The 20,321-nt window shown below is 35.8% G+C and carries 13 protein-coding genes, 1 pseudogene and 1 riboswitch; of the genes and pseudogenes, 4 read left to right on the forward strand and 10 right to left on the reverse strand.

Features of this window, described 5'->3' with window-relative positions; translation table 11 throughout:
* Window positions 1-352 precede the first annotated feature (352 nt).
* From CN288_RS00085 to CN288_RS00105, 4 genes are all read right to left on the reverse strand, one after another.
* Window positions 353-1,192 carry a GNAT family N-acetyltransferase gene (locus tag CN288_RS00085; RefSeq protein WP_026590732.1) on the reverse strand — a complete coding sequence of 280 codons (840 nt, stop codon included), beginning with the start codon at window positions 1,190-1,192 and terminating at the stop codon, window positions 353-355.
* A gap of 452 nt (window positions 1,193-1,644) precedes the next feature.
* A complete protein-coding gene (locus tag CN288_RS00090; protein WP_098301641.1) occupies window positions 1,645-3,645 on the reverse strand; it encodes an ABC transporter ATP-binding protein in 2,001 nt (666 codons plus the stop codon).
* Complete coding sequence (locus CN288_RS00095; RefSeq protein WP_098301642.1) at window positions 3,642-5,396, reverse strand: ABC transporter ATP-binding protein; 1,755 nt, start codon at window positions 5,394-5,396, stop codon at window positions 3,642-3,644. Before CN288_RS00095 ends, CN288_RS00090 begins: the two co-directional genes overlap by 4 nt.
* Before the next feature lie 995 nt (window positions 5,397-6,391).
* Window positions 6,392-7,051, reverse strand: a complete 660-nt coding sequence (locus CN288_RS00105; RefSeq protein ID WP_026590735.1) for an AAA family ATPase — start codon at window positions 7,049-7,051, stop codon at window positions 6,392-6,394.
* Window positions 7,052-7,287: 236 nt separating this feature from the next.
* Window positions 7,288-7,470: riboswitch (Lysine riboswitch) on the forward strand.
* 151 nt (window positions 7,471-7,621) lie between these two features.
* On the opposite strand from CN288_RS00105, the gene CN288_RS00110 reads away from it, so the two are divergent.
* The 3 genes from CN288_RS00110 (at window position 7,622) to CN288_RS00120 (ending at window position 11,481) form a co-directional block, all read left to right on the forward strand.
* Window positions 7,622-9,037, forward strand: a complete 1,416-nt coding sequence (locus CN288_RS00110) for an amino acid permease (RefSeq protein ID WP_026590736.1) — start codon at window positions 7,622-7,624, stop codon at window positions 9,035-9,037.
* Between the two features lie 68 nt (window positions 9,038-9,105).
* Window positions 9,106-10,311 carry an ABC transporter permease gene (locus CN288_RS00115; protein ID WP_098301643.1) on the forward strand — a complete coding sequence of 402 codons (1,206 nt, stop codon included), beginning with the start codon at window positions 9,106-9,108 and terminating at the stop codon, window positions 10,309-10,311.
* Window positions 10,312-11,004: 693 nt separating this feature from the next.
* On the forward strand, window positions 11,005-11,481 hold the full coding sequence (locus CN288_RS00120; protein ID WP_026590738.1) for a hypothetical protein: 477 nt from the start codon (window positions 11,005-11,007) through the stop codon (window positions 11,479-11,481).
* Between the two features lie 239 nt (window positions 11,482-11,720).
* On the opposite strand, the gene CN288_RS00125 is transcribed toward CN288_RS00120, so the two are convergent.
* From CN288_RS00125 to CN288_RS28555, 5 genes and pseudogenes are all read right to left on the reverse strand, one after another.
* On the reverse strand, window positions 11,721-15,074 hold the full coding sequence (locus CN288_RS00125; RefSeq protein WP_098301644.1) for a glycosyltransferase: 3,354 nt from the start codon (window positions 15,072-15,074) through the stop codon (window positions 11,721-11,723).
* 135 nt (window positions 15,075-15,209) lie between these two features.
* A pseudogene (locus CN288_RS00130) lies at window positions 15,210-15,392 on the reverse strand (IS6 family transposase); the annotation flags it as partial.
* The gene (locus tag CN288_RS00135) at window positions 15,388-16,626 is read right to left on the reverse strand and encodes an anti-sigma factor domain-containing protein (protein ID WP_098301645.1); all 1,239 of its coding nucleotides are present in this window, start codon (window positions 16,624-16,626) and stop codon (window positions 15,388-15,390) included. The pseudogene CN288_RS00130 and the gene CN288_RS00135, both read right to left, overlap by 5 nt.
* Window positions 16,619-17,341, reverse strand: coding sequence for an RNA polymerase sigma factor SigI (sigI, locus tag CN288_RS00140; protein WP_026590742.1), 723 nt, complete (start codon window positions 17,339-17,341; stop codon window positions 16,619-16,621). Before sigI ends, CN288_RS00135 begins: the two co-directional genes overlap by 8 nt.
* Before the next feature lie 78 nt (window positions 17,342-17,419).
* The gene (locus CN288_RS28555) at window positions 17,420-18,460 is read right to left on the reverse strand and encodes a DUF5667 domain-containing protein (protein ID WP_176527636.1); all 1,041 of its coding nucleotides are present in this window, start codon (window positions 18,458-18,460) and stop codon (window positions 17,420-17,422) included.
* A gap of 235 nt (window positions 18,461-18,695) precedes the next feature.
* Here CN288_RS28555 and CN288_RS28560 point away from each other — a divergent pair, with 235 nt between their 5' ends.
* Complete coding sequence (locus CN288_RS28560) at window positions 18,696-18,851, forward strand: hypothetical protein (protein ID WP_098301646.1); 156 nt, start codon at window positions 18,696-18,698, stop codon at window positions 18,849-18,851.
* A 105-nt stretch (window positions 18,852-18,956) separates the two neighbouring features.
* Here the strand turns inward: CN288_RS28560 and CN288_RS00160 are convergent, their stop codons facing one another.
* Window positions 18,957-20,216: an MDR family MFS transporter gene (locus CN288_RS00160; RefSeq protein ID WP_090691300.1), complete on the reverse strand. Its 1,260-nt coding sequence runs from the start codon at window positions 20,214-20,216 to the stop codon at window positions 18,957-18,959.
* Between the last annotated feature and the right edge of the window lie 105 nt (window positions 20,217-20,321).

Below are 20,321 nucleotides of genomic sequence, written 5' to 3' on the forward strand. Positions count from 1 at the left end.
GAATTTAAAAACTATATTGATTGTATGCAATCTTGAACAATTTTTCAATGAAAATGTTCGTGATTAGTGTATCCTTTTTTTTCATAATCAAACAACATGATATAAAATCAATACATACAAAAAATAAGTAACGTTTTTAAATATAGCATTTATATAGGAAAAGGTAAAACAAAAAACCTTTCTTTTTAAATGAAAGAGAGCGGCCAACCATGCATAGATGCGGACAGGGCTGTTTTCGCCTCATGCCGCACGAAAAATCAATGTTGTTGCTTTTTGAGATAAAGAAAGGGAACTCCTATGATTTGAGTTCCCTTTCTCCATTAAAGTCCCTGTGGAATAATGAGTGTTTCATTTATAAGAACTTTCGATAAACCTGTGTATTGTGAAGCGGTTTAAAGCCTAAAGAGTTGTACAACCTCTCAGCACTTTCATTTCCCTCTAAAAAACATATTCGAATTTCTTTGTACCCTGTTTCTAACATCTCGTTCATACCGAATTGTAAAGCCTTACGTCCATATCCCTTTCCTTGGTGACTTGGCGCAACCATTAAATTATCTAATATCCCTTCCCCAGTCGTAACCGATGCAACAATTTGCTCACCTTCTAACACCAAATATACATTATTTTTATTGTTTAATTTGTATGTTTTTACACTGTCTTCCGGAGCGAGGTAAGGTTTAATATCATTCTTTTCATGCAGCTCGTAATAACATGCCTGCACCATTTTTACAAACTGATCAAAAAATCGATCTTCATATTTAATAAACTTAATTTCTGTTTTAGGAAAGGCCCCTCCCTTGTATACCGATTCAAGTGAACCCCACCATTTTTCAAACCCCATTTTCTTAGCAAAACCAGTAGGGTTTTCTGATTCGACTCTCATATAAGTACATACAAAATCCGGTTTTGTTTCAGAAATCACCTCTTCCATCGCTTTATATAATGTAGAACCAATACCTTTTAAACAGGAATCTGGTTCTACATAAACACTGATTTGAGCAATAGACTCTCCAGCACTATTTGTATAGACAGATGAGTATGAGAACCCTTCAATTCCATTTTGTTCATATAAGAGAAATTGGGTAGAATTTAGGACAATATCCTCTAAAGAACCTACCTCTTCTTCTATCTCCATACTCTGTATTAGATGTAATATACTGACCTTATCTTCTTCCCTATAAGCACGTATCATTTAAATAATCCCCATCTCCCATTGCATAATTAGCCTGATGCGTATTCCACGACCCTATCCTTTAACGGCACATCGCACAATCATTAGTCCTATGTTTGTTGTCCAGAATTTGAAACCAACTTAAATCCACTTTACGTTTCCCTTCTTCTGAGCACAAAAAATACGCCTCGTCAATTTCGCCAATACCTTAAAACGATATCGGCGCACAGAGGGCAGGTGCCCCTGTTTCTCAACACCTTTAAAAGAGCTTGCTACATTAGCAAGCTCTTTTAAGAATCTAATACACAATACCCAATCATTCCGCACAATAGCAAAAAGAAAGCAATGTTAAATGTAACTGATAATTCTTCCATCCCTATCTCCCCCTTTCCTCCAACATATCACATGGATAAGGAAAGATACGGAAGCATTTGTAAACATTGCTTTAAAGTTTTCTGAACATTTCGTGAAAGTTACGCACTTTGACTTCCTTCCATTTGTGTTTTGTACATTTCATAATAACGACCTTTTTTCTGCATTAATTCATCGTGAGAACCCTTTTCGAGAATCGTTCCCCGGTCGAGTACAATAATTTGATCCGCGCTCTTAATGGTTGAAAGGCGATGTGCAATGATAAAGGTTGTTCTTCCTTTCTTTACAACCTCTAGCGCGCCCTGAATCATCGCCTCTGTCTCTGTATCAATACTTGAAGTCGCTTCATCTAACACTAAGATGGCAGGATCAAATGCTAGCGCACGTGCGAAGGATATAAGTTGACGCTCTCCAGTTGAAAGCGTACTTCCTTTTTCCGTAATTTCTTCTTCTATATTGTTAGCAAATCGCTCTGCTCCTACATCGTGCAGTGCTTTTATAACTCGATCATTTGAAATCTTTGGATGCTCTAAACTTACATTCGAAGCTACCGTACCACTAAATAAAAATGGATCTTGCAGCACAATCCCCATATGCTCGCGAAGTGCCTGCTTTGGTATATCTTTCACATCATACTCATCAATTGTAAGTTTTCCTTTTTGAAACTCATAAAATTGAAAAAGTACATTCATAATGGAACTTTTCCCAGACCCAGTATGACCAATAAGAGCAATCGTCTCTCCTTTTTTCGCCTCGAAAGAAATATTTTTTAACACCTCATCTTTTCCGTTATAAGAAAATGAAACATTATCAAATCGAACATTTCCATTCAGACGCGGGATACGCTCTTCCTGAAGTACTTCTCCCTTTTCATCCAACAGTTCAAATACACGTTCCGATGCAACCCGCGCTTGCTCTAAATTCGCGAGCTGATTTACCATATTTGTAATTGGTGAGAAGAGCCTTGTTAAATAATCGACAAATGCATACAGCACTCCTAAAGAGACAACCCCAGCAGCACTCAAAGAGGCGCCGCCAAAATACCAAATAACGGCCGTAAAAGCAATATTACGCAAGACTCCTACTAAGTTATGGGATGTCGCTGCATTTAAATTTAAAATTTTATTTTGATACTTAAAGTAATCTTCATTTAATTCTTCAAATTCTTTCTTTGTTGTACGTTCTTGACGAAATGCCTGGATGATAGGCATCCCTTGGATTGATTCATTCACTGTTCCATTAATATCTGATAACCGAGAGCGCATCTTATGATTGTACACCGAGGCATATTTTCGATATACAACAGCCCAAACAATTAAAATTGGTATGATGATTAAACATAGAAGCGCTAATTTCATATCAAGTAAAAATAAAGCAATAAAGATTCCAATAATATAAATAAAACTAGAAGCAAATGTCGCTAAAACTGTTACATATAACTCACGAATCGCCTCTGTATCATTCGTTACACGCGATACAATTTTCCCTGCTGGTAAATGGTCGAAATAACGGATCGGCAGGGTTTGAATATGAGAAAAAACATCTTCGCGCATAATTTGAATGATTTTATTCGATGCTTTCTGTAAGAAAAATTGCTTACCATATGCAAATAAAGATACAACTAATAATAGTGCAAAATATCCTCCGCCAAGTAAAAGCAATCGTTTCATCTCAGGTTTATAAAACGAATATACCTCTTTAGCTGTTAACATTTTTGCTTTATACACTTGCGTTGCTTTCCCACTTTGAACTGTAACGATATCTCCCTTTACAGAACGCGTTCCCTCTGCTGCAATTTTGTTAGGTACAAAGTAATAAGTGAAACCGACCTGTATAATACGAACTTCTTTTCCTTTTTGTTCCCCTTGTTCAAAACGGTCGCTTCGCTTATACCAAGTGCCGTTATATAATACTGCGTCCTCACCTTGCCCCGTTTCATACCAAGGCTTCTCAATGCCGACAATATGATCATCAATCATTACCTTTGCCACAAATGGCCCTGCGAGCTCTGCAATAACGAAAATAAATAACATTGCAAGTGCCACAAAAATCGTTCCTTTTACTTTCATGGCGTACTTAAATAACCGCTTTGAAACACTCATATTTTCACCTCACCCTCTATATTCTCACCCTGTTGTCTTTCAAACTGCTCCGCATACCAGCCGTCATTAGAAACGAGTCTATCATGCGTTCCCTCTTCTATGATTTCACCATTATCCATAACAAGAATCCAATCCGCATGCTGCACAGCTGACAGGCGGTGCGTTGTTATAATTGTTGTTTTTCCGCTTCTTTCTCTTCTTATATTTTCAATAATCGCCGCTTCCGTTCTGGCATCCACAGCCGATAATGAATCATCTAAAATTAAAATTTCTGGATTTTGAATAACAGCTCTCGCTATTGAAATCCGTTGTTTTTGCCCGCCAGATAAAGAAACACCTTTCTCTCCAACAAGCGTCTCTAATCCTTCAGGAAGAAACTCCAAATCTTTTTTGAATGCCGCGATTTCAATAGCCTTTTCAAGTTCCTCCTGACTTGCTTCCCTGTTTCCAAACAAAATATTTTCGCGTGCTGTTTTTGAAAATAGAATATGCTCCTGCGGTACATACCCAACCCAGCCTCGCACGCTTTCGGTTGAAATTTGACCAAGCGTAATGTCTGACACTGTAATATCCCCTTCTCCAAGTGGATACTGGCGAAGAAGTTGTCGAACAAGAGTCGTTTTACCACTCCCTGTTTTCCCAACAACGCCAAGCGTTTCTCCTTGTTTTAATGAAAAAGAAACATTTTTCAAATTAAGTTCAGGTGAGGCCGGATACGAAAAGGAAACTTTATCAAAATCGATATACTCTGGTTCGTGTACACGCATCGGCTTTTTCACGTTCTTCACGTCAGGCTCATACGCTAACGTTTCATTAACACGATCTAGCGAAGCATTCCCCCGCTGCATGACATTAATTAATTCACCAATCGCAAACATTGGCCAAATCATCATCCCAAGGTAAACGTTAAAGGAAACAAGTTCCCCAAGCGTCACCTTTGATTGGAAAACTAAAAACGCTCCATATACAAGACCAATTAAATAGCTAAGACCAACTAACATCTTCACAGTTGGCTGAAACAGTGCATCAATTCTTGCTACTTTCATATTTTTTTCATATACATCTGTTCCTAATTGATGGAATCTTTCTTCATCCGCTTTCTCCTGCACATATGCACGAATAACACGCACGCCTGCAATCGATTCAAGTACTTTATCATTCATATCCCCAAACGCATCTTGCGCAACGGTAAAGCGTTCATGTAACTTCTTCCCATATATATTCATCGCATATGCCATAATCGGCAGGGGAAGAAGCGCCGCAATTGTAAGTTGCCAACTAATTGAAAAGCCCATCATAAAAACAATTGTGAGCATATATAAACTAGAATCAACGAGCGTCAATATCCCAAATCCTGCAGTCATAGCAATCGCCTTTAAATCATTTGTCGCTCTCGCCATTAAATCACCAGTACGATTTTTGTGATAAAAGGTAGGTGTCATTTTGAGCAAGTGTCCCATAAATTTTGAACGCATCGTTTTTTCAAGCACGAATGCCCCGCCAAATAATTGGTGCTGCCATACATACGTGAGTACATATCCAACTATCGTCGTCACGACTAAAATACAAATATATTTCATAATTACTTCGCTTGTTAAAGACCCTATTTTTATATGATCAATTGTTAAACCGATTACTTTTGGAGGAATTATCTCTACTACATTTACAATTAGAAGCGCTCCAATTGCGATACTGTACCTCTTCCAATGTTCTTTAAAAAACCATGTTAACTTTTGTAATACTGAAAACAATGAAATCTCTCCCTTCTCGACCTTGTTTCAGTCTATCTCTGTTATCCACTATCAAAAGGCCCCACTTTTACATTACGTAATTTGTACTGTTTCATCATTACATCTCACCTTCCATATTTTTCTTTATCGAAACCATACAAAGTATGGAAACAACCAAAAGTAAAGACAAAAAAGCGCATACCGCCGCTTGACGATATGCGCAAAAACGCATAAAAGCGTACGTTACGAAATACGCAGCGTACGCTTTTTTGAAAACAAAAAAGCACTATCTTTCCGTACGGGTTGCGTAATGATATAAATGTTTTCCACCACGTAATACAGCTAAGCCAGTCATATTTACCATTACAATCATTACACACACCTCCTTGTTTTATTTTCCATTTTTAATTTTATAACTTGAGTAACTTTTCTGTCAATTGTTTTTTCATTATTTTACCAAACAAACTTTTATCACAAAAAATGAAAGATATACACTCCCTTTTCAATACTCGAAAAAAATTATCTATCAATAATATTATAATAACCTTATATTCCACTTATAAATAAGGTAAATCCCTTTCAGAAAGAGCATGCAAAATAAAAATCATATAAGAAATCATTCCCATAAATATTTTATTTAAAAAATATTATCCCCCACAATCACCATATACTCACTCTTACAAGTTGCTATTTTAGGAGGACAAATCCTGTTAGAAGCTAATCTACGGCTGTAGATTAACTTCTTTTTTATATAAATACAAATTGAAAAGCCATTCTTTTTAGTTAGGAAGAGAGCGTCCGGCCATGGATAGAATCATCAGTGCCTTTTTGCCCCCATGCCAAGCGAGAACAAAAGGAGAAAGCGAGCGGAGATTACCTTTTATTTTCATAGCCACGACTTAAGTGCTTGAAATTGAAATCCCCCCACTTCACTTCCTTTAGAGAAGATGGACTTCTCAGTTAAAATGGATACATCTATGTTGGAAAATCAAGTCGGATATATATTCTTTCATTCCCTATTCACTTATCTCATATGCTTTAGGGTTACTACTCATTACCCAATCCATTACATTCTCTAATAAAGATACAGAGTAATTATGTTGTTTTTCTAGATTCAAGCGAGACAAAATATCAAAAATATTTTTTGTATTTTCTTCAATACTCACTGCATCTACAAAATGGACTACATTAGGAGAAACAGTATTCATATATTGAAAATACTGCTTTTGTGGTTCTATAAGCCTTAGATGTTTTTCAAAGTTACTTCGTCTTTGGGTCGTATCATTTTCTTTCCTTTTTCTTAATTCTGTTTCACTTGTAGAAAGATGAATGTAGACACCCGGAAATCCTATCTGTTTCCGTTTCATTTGATTTACATAAAACTCTTTCAAAAACGGTAAAGTTTGTGGAAACTCCCCCTCATAAATCCAGTTATACCAAATGGGCTGAAAAATATCTCCATCAAATAAAACTACATCATACGATTTTAATTTTTCTTGTGCGAGTTGCCATCTTTCAACTTGCCTTTCGAGATACCAATTTTTCGGTTCAGGATTAGGGCGCTGAAATAAGAAATTTACTTCTGGAATCACATAAGCATTGTACAACTCCGCAATCCTTTTACACGTCGTCGTTTTACCAATACCACTGGCACCTTCTAAACAAATTAACGTCATACCGTACCTCCATTTACTAATTACTATGTAATTCTTTTTCCGAAACACGATTTCACTATTACGCTTCAATAGTTTAACACATAAATTAACCGAACTTTTTTTTCTAAAAAATGCTCTCTTCTTTTACTAACAAATTGTTCGCTATAGTCTGACTATTACCATATCCATTGACGTATAAAAATACATTTGTTACCCTTGATTATGTTAATTTAATACATAAATCCTCATTCGTATCTCGGTGAGGTAGAGGTTGCAGTCATTAAGAGTATCATTTCAGGAGATGTAGTGGCATCGATGAATGAATGGGAAAGGAATGGTTGCCGAAGTAAGACATGCCCACTGTGCATTCTTGCTGGGTCTGCTATTTAATAAGTGCAGAACTGTCACAAACAATTTGTTTGTGGAGAGCTATCGAGAGGTATGTCGTGGGTTTCCTATAAGATAGAAAGCACGTAGCGACAATGACACGTGCTTTTTTTGTTTTGTATGAAGCTTACCTTACTTCCTTTTTGGAAGGCATACATATCTCCTCGCTTGACTTGGTTATACTAACTTGGGAGGTATTCTTTTATGCAACAAAAAAAATGGGGCTTTTGGGTACTGACAGCATTTGTTGTCGGCAATATGGTTGGCGCCGGTATTTTCATGGTGCCTAGTACATTAGCACAAACAGCAAGCCCACTCGGTGTTACATTAGCTTGGTTAACAACAGGATTTGGTGTTTTAATGCTAGCTCTTGTTTTCGGTAATTTGGCAATTCGTCGTCCTGATTTAACAACAGGACCACAAAGTCATGCATATGCTTTATTCTCATCACCAAAAAAGAAAAAAATGGCTGGTTTCAGCATAGTTTGGGGCTACTGGGTCGCAAACTGGGCAAGTAATGTTGCTATTATTACATCTTTTGCAGGTTATTTATCACTCTTCTTCCCTATTATGAAAGATACACGTATCTTATTTTCAATCGGCTCTTTCGATGTGGAAGTTGGAAAACTGATTACATTCTGCATCTGTTCTTGCTTACTATGGGGAACACATATGATTTTAACAAACGGTGTAAACGGAGCCGGGAAATTAAACTTCCTAGCAACAACAACAAAGGTGACTGGATTCCTTCTATTTATCGTTGTTACTTTGTTTGCATTTCAAGCTTCTAAATTTGGACAATGGTACACACCAATGATTGATAAAGAAGGCGTGTCACATGGACTACTTTCACAAGTAAATTTAGCTGCCCTTACAACACTTTGGGCATTTATCGGTATTGAATCAGCCGTTCTTTTATCAAACCGTGCGAAATCGCCAAAAACGGTAAAACATGCTACTGTAGCTGGCTTATTAATAACTGTTGCCATTTATTTAGGAATTACAATTTTAACAATGGGTGTTCTTCACATTGATAAACTACAAACTTCTGAACGTCCATTAGCTGATGCATTAAATGCTGCAATGGGTCATGGCGGTGGGAAATTAATGGCACTCCTTGCCCTTACTTCCCTATTCGGCTCTATCTTAGGCTGGATTTTATTAAGCTCAGAAGTACCGTATCAAGCGGCAAAAGAGGGGTTCTTCCCTTCCTTCTTTGCAAAAACAAATAAAAAAGGAAGTCCTATTTACTCATTACGATTAACAAACATTATGTCACAAGTATTCTTATTCTCAACATTATCAGGGACAATTGCTGAGGCCTATACATTCGTTATTACTGTCTCAACCTTAGCCTACTTAATCCCTTATCTCGTTTCACCGATCTTCCAATTAAAACTTGTTGTAACTGGTGAAACGTATAAAAATGAAATGAGCTCACGAATTATAGATGGTATTGTCGCATTCATTGCCCTTTGCTATGCACTATGGGTTATTAAAACGGGATCCTCAGATATAAAAACATTCCTTCTTGGAATTGGCTTATTTGTAATTGGTTTCGCCTTTTATCCATTAATGAATCGTGATCAAAAAAGAAATAAAAACGAACAAGTTGCTTAAAGCAATTTGTTCGTTTTTATTTTGGTACAAGAAAGAAACCTTTATAATAGATGATAGAGGTGAAAAACATGTCAATTGAAACGCTATGGAGCGATCGCTTTCAAAAACATCTTCAAAACAGCATAATGTATTTTTTCCGGATGATTAGTGGTTTATTGTATAGCTTCATCTTTATCTCGTGTATCGGTGCTTATTATTACACCAAGTTTTTAAAAACAGCTCCTTCTAAAGGAATCTCATTATTACTCATCACAACTGTACTTACAATCGTTATAACGAGATGTAAGATCCGTACTTTTATCCAAAAGCCTGACGCTGTCTATTTACTGGCACTTGAAGAGAAATTAACACCTTATTTCAAACAATCTCTTTTCTATAATTACGCCATACAGCTTTTCCCATTACTATTTACGTTTCTAATCATTACACCGTTGGCAATACAAACATTACAGACACCTGTTCCATTCTTATGTACGATCTTTTTCATTTTAATGTTAATAAAAGGTTGGAACCTGTATATCAATTGGATATGGCGTGATCAATATAACAGCCAAATCTGGTTCATCATTCGATTCACTTGTAACGCACTGATTCTTTATATGCTCTTTCAGTCCGTATCAATCGTTCTATTCGGTGCTGTTCTCTTGCTTCCAGCCTTTATACTTATTTATACAGTAAAACAACCAACAAAACGAATTAACTGGGAGTATATCATTGAACAAGAAGAAAAAATGGACATGCACTTTTACCAATTTGCAAGCTTTTTCACTGATGTTCCGCAGCTGAAAAAACAAGTAAAGAAAAGAAAATGGCTAACAAATTGGATAGAACCTATATTACATAAAAACCAATCTACTTTTTTATATTTGAACACTTTATCATTCTTACGTGCAAATGATTATTTTGGAATATACATTCGATTAACTGCCATTGGTTCTTTTACTTTATATTTCGTACCAAATATATTTGTAAAAGGCGCTATTACTTGTTGTCTCTTATATATGACCTCGATGCAACTGCGTTCCTTGTGGAAATATTTTTCAGGAAATACTATTGTGGCATTATATCCGATTGCATCTGAAGAGAGGGTGCGTCAATTTCTTATTCTTTTATTTTCATTAGCAGTCGTTCAGCTAGCGGTATTTTCTATTATTATATTCGCTTCACTACAGCAGTTTTTACCTATCCTTTCAACTGTTATAGTCAGCATATTTTTTATTAAATTTATTATCGTACCAAAAACAAAAAAACGAATTTCTTCATCGGAAATTTAAATGAATGATTGTGTATTCTGTTTTTATATTTTCAACAATTAAATAGATTAGGAGAAGTAAAATAAGTACATTAAAGAAAGTATCTATATAACATAACTAATGAAACACTCATTAAATAGCAAAACTAACTCTAGAAGATATGTACCTAGGATGATGTATCTTCAATTTATTGAACTACCCCACCTACCTCTACACGCGCTTGAGGTGGGGGATTCTCCTGTTTCGGTCCTAGCCAAAACAGTTACCCTCGATAAAATTGTTTATAGAACCTATAGACACACTAAAATATCTGCTTCATTTTATTTTATATAAACGAAAAAAAGAACTCATTAGAAGATGAGTTCTTTTTCGGCTCGTGTTCTTCAAATAAAATTTTTAAAAGAAGACAGTTACAATTGTTACATTTATATATTATGGAATCAAATATTTTTTTTAGGAATTACCATAATGTAATAAAAATTCACAATGCTCACGCTACACTGCGATAATAAATGACACAACACACAATACGCCAATCACCATAACCACCTAGGCTGGTTGCTTAACTGTATTGGTTATATTGCTAGTTTCTTATTTCTTTTGAATTGACTTTCTCTTTTTACAACGCTGTTTTCGTAAGAATTGTTGCTATCTTGACCATACTGATAAAAGGTTGACTTTCAACTAGTAAATTAGATTTAAAGGAGGGTTAACATGAAAGATGAATTAAGTATAAATATCTATTTAGATGAAACTGATACTCCGTTTTCAAGATATTATAGCTCAGATGATGTTCACCTAAGCTCTGACCTTGAAGATTTTATTTTGTCAAAGCTACACAGTGGCAAAAGAAAAGAAGTAGAAATATTTTTTTCAGGTCAGAATGATTTTGATGAAAAGTCATTGAAGACTGCCACATTTAACACTTTTTCTAACCTTTTGAACGAAGAGGAATATACATATGCTAGAAATGTCAAAAAGGCTATTGTTTTGTTTGTGATTGGTATTATTATTGGGGTGATATTCTTGAAGCTTTCAAACAATCATGCCTATATTGCAGGAGTATTAAGCATTGTGTGTTGGGTTTTTATTTGGTCAGGTACAGAGGTTTATTTTTTTGAAAATCAGCAAATCAAACGAGACATTAGAAAATGCAAGAATATTCTAAATGGTAATGTGTACAAAAAATAGAATTTTAGTAAATATTCACATTTGTGAAGCTGATTTTCGGATTCTATCTTGTGCATTTATTTGGGTTATTGTTTGGACTTGGAAATTGTGATGAAGATTAATATCGCCAGACGAAGAAAGCATATTTTCCCGTTCTCTCTTTTTCTACCACTTGCATTTTTCGTTCCACATCATTCATAGCTATTGTTATTCAAATTAAGAAGCTACTAGTAAAAAAAGAGAGCAGATTATCTGCTCTCTTATGATGCCTCATTATGTTTAGAGGAGTGCTCAACACTTCCCATTCTCTTCAATTTATTCCATCCCACAGCTACTCCTCGAATAGATGAAAAGACAGATTTAATTACAACATAAGTCATAAATTGACGATAAATAAAACGTTGTAAAATTAACCACGCTAATGGTTTAGGATTCTCTTTCTCTAATTTAAATGCGAAAAGAGAAGCGAGAAGATCCATTACAAAGAACACAAGATAAAATCCTAAAACTTTTAGAGGATTGCTACCAAATAGCCCCATAATCATTAATATATCTGCTAAAGGAGCAATGAATTGCAGAACATATTGAAATAGCCACATATTAGGTAATGCAACAAACCCTAATGTTTTATGCTTTGGATTAAACAACGCCTTTCGATGTTTCCAAAGACATTGCAGTGTACCATACGACCAACGATATCGCTGTTTAATGAGACTTTTCACATCTTCAGGCGACTCCGTATAAGCATACGCTTCTTCTTCATATACAATTCGATGCCCTTGACGTAAAAATGTTATAGTAAGATCCGTATCTTCTGCAAGTGTATCTTCGCTTAAATATCCAGATTCAACTACATTCTTTTTACGCCATGCCCCAATAGCTCCAGGAACTACCGTGATACAATCCAATTCATCAAAGGCTCTGCGTTCTAAATTAAATCCTGTAATGTATTCAACATGTTGCCAAGTAGTTAACAAATTCCGTCTATTTCCCACTTTGACATTGCCTGAAACTGCCGCTACATTATGATCTTCAAAGTGTCTAATCATTAGCGAAATAGCATCTTGCGCAATAATAGTATCCGCATCTAAAGTGACAATGATTTCTCCTCGTGATTTTTGAAATCCTAAATTCATCGCGGATGATTTCCCACCGTTTTCCTTCTGAATTAAACGAACTTTAGGATGTTTATGGAATGCTTCTTGAATTACTTTTGACGTATCATCTTTCGAGCCGTCATCAACAACAATAACTTCAAAATCTCTATAATCACTATCCAAAATTGAGCGGATCGTCTTGGCTATAACCTTCTCTTCATTATATGCCGCTATCACAACACTAACGGAAGGCTGATAAGACGAATTAGTAAATAAACGGGACCTTGTTTTCCTTTTTTGCTTGAATGCAAAATAAATTAAAAATAGGAATCGGAAAATACCTAATCCAATAGCAATATAAAAAATAGTTGTTAATATGTGCTTAGCATATCCCGCTCCAGAAAAAACAGCTTTATTGTAAAGTAAATATTGCTTACCCTCAGAAGAAACGGGAGGCATAACTTCATCTCGTTCTTTGCCCATTAAATCTGAAATTGTTACAAAACTATATCCATGCTTTTTAAGGTCTTTAATAATCATTGGCAGCGCCTCTACCGTATGAGTACGATTCCCTCCTGCATCATGGAGAAGAACAACATTTCCCTCCCCCTTATAAATGGGATTAAGAGCACGCTTTACCAATTCATTTGTTGATGGCGTCGCCCAGTCCTCAGGATCAACTTTTTCTGCCACCATTGTATAATTCATATTTTGTGCACGCAAAATAGGCAATATTTCATTTGATGAATCCGGGTTAGCATCTGCTTCATATGGTGGCCTAAATAAAACCGTAGAATGTCCAGTTATTTCCTGAATCAGGCGCTGAGTTGTATTCAGTTCTACTTTTGTTCGTAGTAAAGACGTATCAGCTACGTTAGGATGCTTGAAGGTATGATTGCCAATTTCATGCCCTTCATCGTATATTCTTTTAACAAGACTAGGATTTAGTTGAGCGTTTTCACCAAGTACAAAAAAGGCTGCTTTTACTTTATTCTCTTTTAATATATCTAGAATTTCCGGTGTGTATTTAGGATCTGGTCCATCATCAAATGTTAGTACTACTTGTTTTCCTTTTGGTTTTCCATAGCGCTGCACTTGATATGCAGATGGTAGTGATTGATACACTTCATCTGTAAGATAACCTTCTTTGCCTACTTTAAAATCTCTTAATCCATTTTGTCTTTCATTCTCAATCTGTAAAATTTCGCCTTGCCCAGAATAATTTACTTCATCTAAACTAGCGATTTTATGTAATGCATCAGGATTTTTTTGTACTTCAATAGGATCTTTTAAAGCTTTCCATACAGTAGGATCTTCTGATCCTAGTCTCCATAATGCAAACCCCTTTGCATTGTTGTTCATTGCGATTTTTACTTGATTATAAAGAGTAACACTATCTAAGAACCAAGCAGTATGTTCTTTCGCTCCTTTTTTATATCGAAAATAAGGGTTTCCACTAATCTTATCCCATTGAATTTTTATATTTGAATCATGAGCCATTGTCATAACTTCTGAGAAAGTTAAAGACTTCGCAGGTGCTTTACTCTTTACTTCCCAATCATATCCATAATTACCGAAAGCAACGATAAGTTTCTCAGAGGGAATGTCTAGTTCATTGAGCGTATGTTCAAACCATTTATTTGAAGCAATTGGTCCTGGTTTCCCTGCCCCATAGTGTTCGTCATACATCATGACAATCATACGATCTATTACTTTAGCTAATGCATCATAATCAAAGGCCTTATCATTAGCAGGGACATCTTGAGTTACGAGCAAATGATGTTTATGAAAGACCGTAGTAAGTTCGTTCATGAAATTTGTTAATTTATCTCTATCGCCTTCAGGTATTGACTCAAAGTCAATATTAATACCCGCAAATTGATTCTCTTCAATTCGCTTTACTAAATCATTAATAAACTTTGTCTGTACATTATCTGGAGCATTCAGTAACTTATGAACAAGTTTACTATCAGGACCAGAAGCTTCTTGAGTATAGTTAGTAAGTAAAGGCATAATTTTCACATGATTTTTTTTTGCTAACTTTACAATGTCAGGCTTAATCTCACTACTAATTGTTAAGTCTGCTTTTAAGTGATACCACTCTGGTACTAACATGGTTAATGAATCGATATTTTCTTTTAAAGAAGCAGTACTATTTTCATCCCAGTTTACATAAAAACCATAAACTTCTTTAGGTTGTTCGCCATTGCCTGTTGATTTTCCCGAATTTTCATTATTCTTTTTTTCGGTATTAGGAGATTTGAATTCTTCCTTCTTTAACTGCTGGTCGCTGAGTTTTTGATTAATAGGTACAAGTTTAGTATCTTGCTTTACAGAAGGATTCATATTTGGAATTTCTGGTGTTGAAAAAATACTTCGAAAGAAAAAATAAAATACAATACTTACGCTAACTATTGAGATACATAGAAACCAACTGAAAGCTATTTTTCTTCTTCCTTTAGGATCATAAAAAACGGGTTTTGATTTATCTGTCTCTTGTTGAATTTTTTTCTCCATTATTTTTTTACATACTCCTTTTCTTTTTATTCTGAATACAAACGCAAACTATTTTAATAGATAGACCTTCTAGGGTTTTGGTGCGAAAATAGCTTAATAGAAATATAGAACAGTAATTTCCTGTTAACTTTGAGATCAAACGACTAATCCAAATAACCTATGAATGACTTCAACCTCATTTTGAGCAGATTTCACCCTTTGGTGAAGTTGCCCTTTTTTCATCATATGCATGGCTTCGATACCTCTCAAAATCAAGGTTGCTGTACGAAATGATTTCAATCCTAACATGGAACAAACCCTATTCTTCAATATTCTATGGATTTTTCTTTTCTTTCCCCTGATGTTGCGTGGCAGGAACGTTTTTGTCCTCTTTTTTATGCCCGTTATTTGCGTTTATATTGCCTTTATTTTCTTGCTGAGACTCTTTATTTTCTTGTTTATATCCTTTACCGTTGTTTTCTTGCTGAGGCTCTTTATTTTCTTGTTTATGTCCTTTACCGTTGTTTTCTTGCTGAGGCTCTTTATTTTCTTGTTTATATCCTTTACCGTTGTTTTCTTGCTGAGACTCTTTATTTTCTTGTTTATACCCTTTACCGTTGTTTTCTTGTTGAGACTCTTTATTTTCTTGTTTATGTCCTTTACCGTTGTTTTCTTGCTGAGACTCTTTATTTTCTTGTTTAGACTCTTTACCGTTGTTTTCTTGCTGATGCCCATTATTTCCTTTTGATTGCTGGGGTTGCTGTTCCTGGGATTGCTTTTGTTCTATTTGCTCTTGCTTCTCAAATCTTTCTTCTTTTACAGGAGACAAATCCGCTGATGCATCGGATGATGACTTTGGTTGCGAATGTCTCTCCTGAGGGTGTTCCTCCTGATTAGACGGCGGTGCAGGAGGAGTAAGCGATTTCTTCTTCTCATTCTCTTGCTTTATATAGACGCCTGTGCTGACTCCTGCTTTCTTGGCATTCTCTCGCACTTGCATCGTACTGCTTTGATATACGACTGTAACATGTTTTGTCTCATACTCTTTCTTTAATTCTTGCATAGCCTTTTCCAACTGGGGTTCTAGCGACTTGTCCTTTGTAACAGCTGTTAGCATAACTTGCTTGTCATTCGTTAAGTATCCATCCTCTTGACTTTGCTTTACAATGGTACGTACTACGTCTTGCAAAGGTTTATTTTTCCATCGTTTCATTTCTTTTAAAATGCGCTTTCCATCATCATTACAAGCTCGCAAATCTATAACACGAAGATCCTTTGTTACGCTTGCCTCTAAACTGGGATTAATATCAATTGAGACATAAGCGAATGCTTTTTCTTCCGGTTGGTAGTAGAAAAACAGAAACACACATAGAAAACAAGCAACAAGTAATGATACAGGCTTTAAAAAAGAAGGGATTGAAAAACGCGGTACTCTTTGTTCTTGTTCGTTAAACGAGATTTCCTCTCCAATCATATAAGAGTGCGATTTTCTTTTAAACGTAATAAACTCTCCATCCGGAGTTAACACAACTACGCTACGTTTTTTTATATCCATCACAATCCCTTTATTCATCATGCTTCCCCCCTCTTATATAATCAAGAATATATGTATAGTTGTTTGCAAAGATAATACACATTGCAATAATATATTTTCTATGCCGCTCCAACGTTTTCCGACTTGCCCTAACACGCGGTTCAATGTGTTTAAGCGGTAACTTTTTCTTTCGGAACAGCTCTTCCATCATTTTCTCTTCTTTTATAATAATCTTTACAATTTCTATTAAGTGCTCACGCGTATCACGATGCTTTGGAGATTCCTTAGCAAGCTCTGAAAATGTGATTTTAAACTCAGCTAGCACAATTTGAAAATGAAGAATTTCCTCCTTACGGTTTCTGTTTTCCATCTCTTTCATATACTCCGTAAGCGATACCTGCATTTCTACCATTTCCTCTTGCTGGTCTTCTTTTAAAAAGACGAGATTATGCTTAGACTCCTTGCGTATATAGTCAATTACATCTCTTTTTATAAGAAGCTCAGCAAACGCTAGAAAAGATTTTCCTTTTTTATATGAATACTGTTCAATTGCTTGATTAAACGCAAACAATCCAATGCTATATTCATCATCCTGCTCCGTAATATACCGGCAGCAGACAGACGAGATTGATTTTCGAATAAAAGGCCGATACTGTGCGATAAAAGCTTCCTTATCTCCTCCGTTGTTTTGTATGTTAAATACGATATCTTCTATGGTCGGTTTGTTTATGATCTTCATCACTAAACTCAACACTAGTAATCCCCCTCCCTCCTTTTGCTTCAAATAGCAAAATGGTCACTAAAAAAGTGACCATTTCACCACATTTTCTTACTACTTTTCTTTGTGCTTGTCCTCTTTCTGTTCTTCATGCTTTTCGTGACCGACCTTTTTACCGTTGTCTTGATGATCATTCTTTTCTGTTTGACCCTTTTGGTTTGATTGCTCATGCTTCTCATGAGAAATAGCCGGTTTATGTGCTGGTTGCGCTGGCTGTGCTGGTTTTGCTGACTGTGCCGGTTGTGCTGGTTGCGCTGGTTTTGCTGGCTGTGCCGGTTGCGCTGGTTTTGCTGGCTGTGCCGGTTGTGCTGGCTGTGCCGGTTGCGCTGGTTTTGCTGACTGTGCCGGTTGTGCTGGTTTTGCTGGTTGCGCTGGTTTTGCTGGCTGTGTTGCTTGTGCTGGTTGCGTTACTTGTTCTGGTTGTGTTACTTGTTCTGGTTGCGTTACTTGTTCTGGTTGCGTTACTTGTTCTGGTTGTGCTGGAGTTACTTCTGTATTTTGATCTGATTTCTTGTTTTCTTTTGCAATAGCGTCCGCTTGTTTTTCTTGCTCTTTCTCTATTTTAGCTGCAATCTTTGAAAAACTCTTCTCTATATTTTTGGTAATTGCGGCTTTTGCTTTCGGATTTTTCACTTGATCTAGCACTTTTGCTAATGCTTCGATGTTGTTTCCGATGTGCACTTTTACTTTCGCTCCTTCTTTTTCTTCTTCGTCAGCAGATTTTTCTGTTTCTGCTTTCTCTTCGCCAGAAAGCTTATCTGCTTTTTCTAAGTCTTCCGCCGCTTTTTCTAATGTATCTTGTGTAAGATTTCCTTTTCCTTTTTCAATTAGTACACTTGCTTCAGTAATTCGTTCTGCGGCTTGCTCAGACAGTAGCTTCGCTTTCTCTAAATCGTTTGTCGCAAGAGCCATTTTAATATCTTCAACCATAGTTTTCACAAAATAAAAAACGTCACCTTGTACTAAAGATGGTTTTTCTGTTTCCGTTGTTTTTATCGCATATGTGTTTTCACTAGCATACGCTGCTGTTCCCATCAGAAACAGGCTGCATGCCATCATAGTTACCATGGTGCCTTTTAACAGTGTTTTTTTCATAATGATTTTTCCCCCATTTTCTTTCTTCACTATATATATTCGGAGGAAATAAAAATTTTATGGGGGTCAAAAAAATATTTTTTTATAAAAATAGATAAATAATTTTTTCAAAAATAAAAAACTGACAATTCCATCAATTTTTCATAGATTCATATGTAAAAATACTCGTATTCATTTTATCTCAGTTCTGGTGCAAAAATGTTTGATCACATATATAAAAGATGGGAGCCCTACGATGAACAACACTCAAACTTTAACGCCCCCAAGTAACTCTGAGGAAAACCAAAGAAATATTAGCTCGCAAACATTAAGGGGCATTGGACTCATTGTATTAATTAGTGGTTATACCATTGTCACACTCTCTGAAGTAGGTGAACTGAAGAACCTTTGAATGAACCCAGGCACTAGCAATACATTAGCTGAAGCAGACGTTTTTTTTTTAATGGAATATAAAAAGCGAATCATTATAAAAACGATTCGCTTTTTATATATTTCCTTATCCTATATGAGGTATGTTTTCTTCACGGTATTCTGTCCTACTAATTGCTTTTCTAAATAATAAAATACTACTTACACCCACTAGAAAATAAACGAAGCTCATTCCCCATGATGCTATAAAAGAACCTAGCATAATGCCTAATGCGCCATTCATTTTGGCTACTTGAAAAACCATTCCGTTAATCGCCATATAAGAACTTCTCGCATTATCTGGTACCATGTCTGCCATAATGGATTGACGAACCGGCACATACATCATCTCACCAACCGTTTGAAAAAGCCCTGCTATTAATAAAATCCACAAACTATTACTCGATCCAAGTATTGTAAATCCAACTGTATAGATAAACAAGCCAACATATAGAATTTTCAAGTCATTAAAACGTTTCATCATTTTAATCACAAGCGCTGAAAATAAAACAATCAAAATCGTATTCTCTGCGGAAATCCAACTTAGCATACGGATACCTGTTAGATCAAAACGAATATCGTTGCCAAATGCAAAGTGCATCGTTTCAAATTCTTTTTGCAAGCGTACACCTAAATAATTATTGATCTGAAATTCTAACGATAACGTACATATACTTGCCAAACAAAATATCAAAAATGCCCTGTCTGTCATAACAACCTTGTAATTTTCAGCCATTTCTTTTAAAACATGCTTCTGTTTTGTCTTTTGCTGAGTAACATATACTTCTTCCATATATGCTGTAATCAAATACAATGTCAGTAATGCTACTACTGTTAATACGACAAACAGTTGAAAGCGATAGTGTTCAAATAATAACCCTCCAAATATCGCTCCAATCGCAATAGACAAGTTGATTGCCCAATAATTGATACTGTACATTACCTTTCTATTCTCTGGTGTACTCACATCAATTAACATCGCCTCTGTCGCCGGGTTCATAAGCCCTGAACCAAGGTTATTCATTAACATAAACACGAAAGTAAGCCAAGGTGAATCTACATAATCTGAATTTGCAATTCCCATACAAGCAATTGAAACAACTTGTATCACTTGTCCTATAACCATAACCTTTTTTCGCCCTAATCGATCTCCAATATAACCGCCATAAAGCCCGATAATTAACGCTGCCATTACGTTCACTAATAATAAAACGCCTGCAAGAGCACTTCCGAGTTTTACTGAAAAATAAATTGCCATAAACGGGAAAATCATCGTTGATACCGTACGTGTTAAAAATGAAGTTATAATTCTAATTTTTATATTCCGATGCATGCTCCAAAATCCCATTTGTTCTCTCCCCCTTATGTGTATTCATTTTACTTTGAAAAAAAGGGAGAAAAAGGTTAGAATATTCTAAAGAATTTCCCCTTTTAGAAAGAAGGAGTCGTTTAA

The sequence above is a fragment of the Bacillus sp. AFS023182 genome (assembly GCF_002560575.1).
GTDB lineage: Bacteria > Bacillota > Bacilli > Bacillales > Bacillaceae_G > Bacillus_A > Bacillus_A arachidis.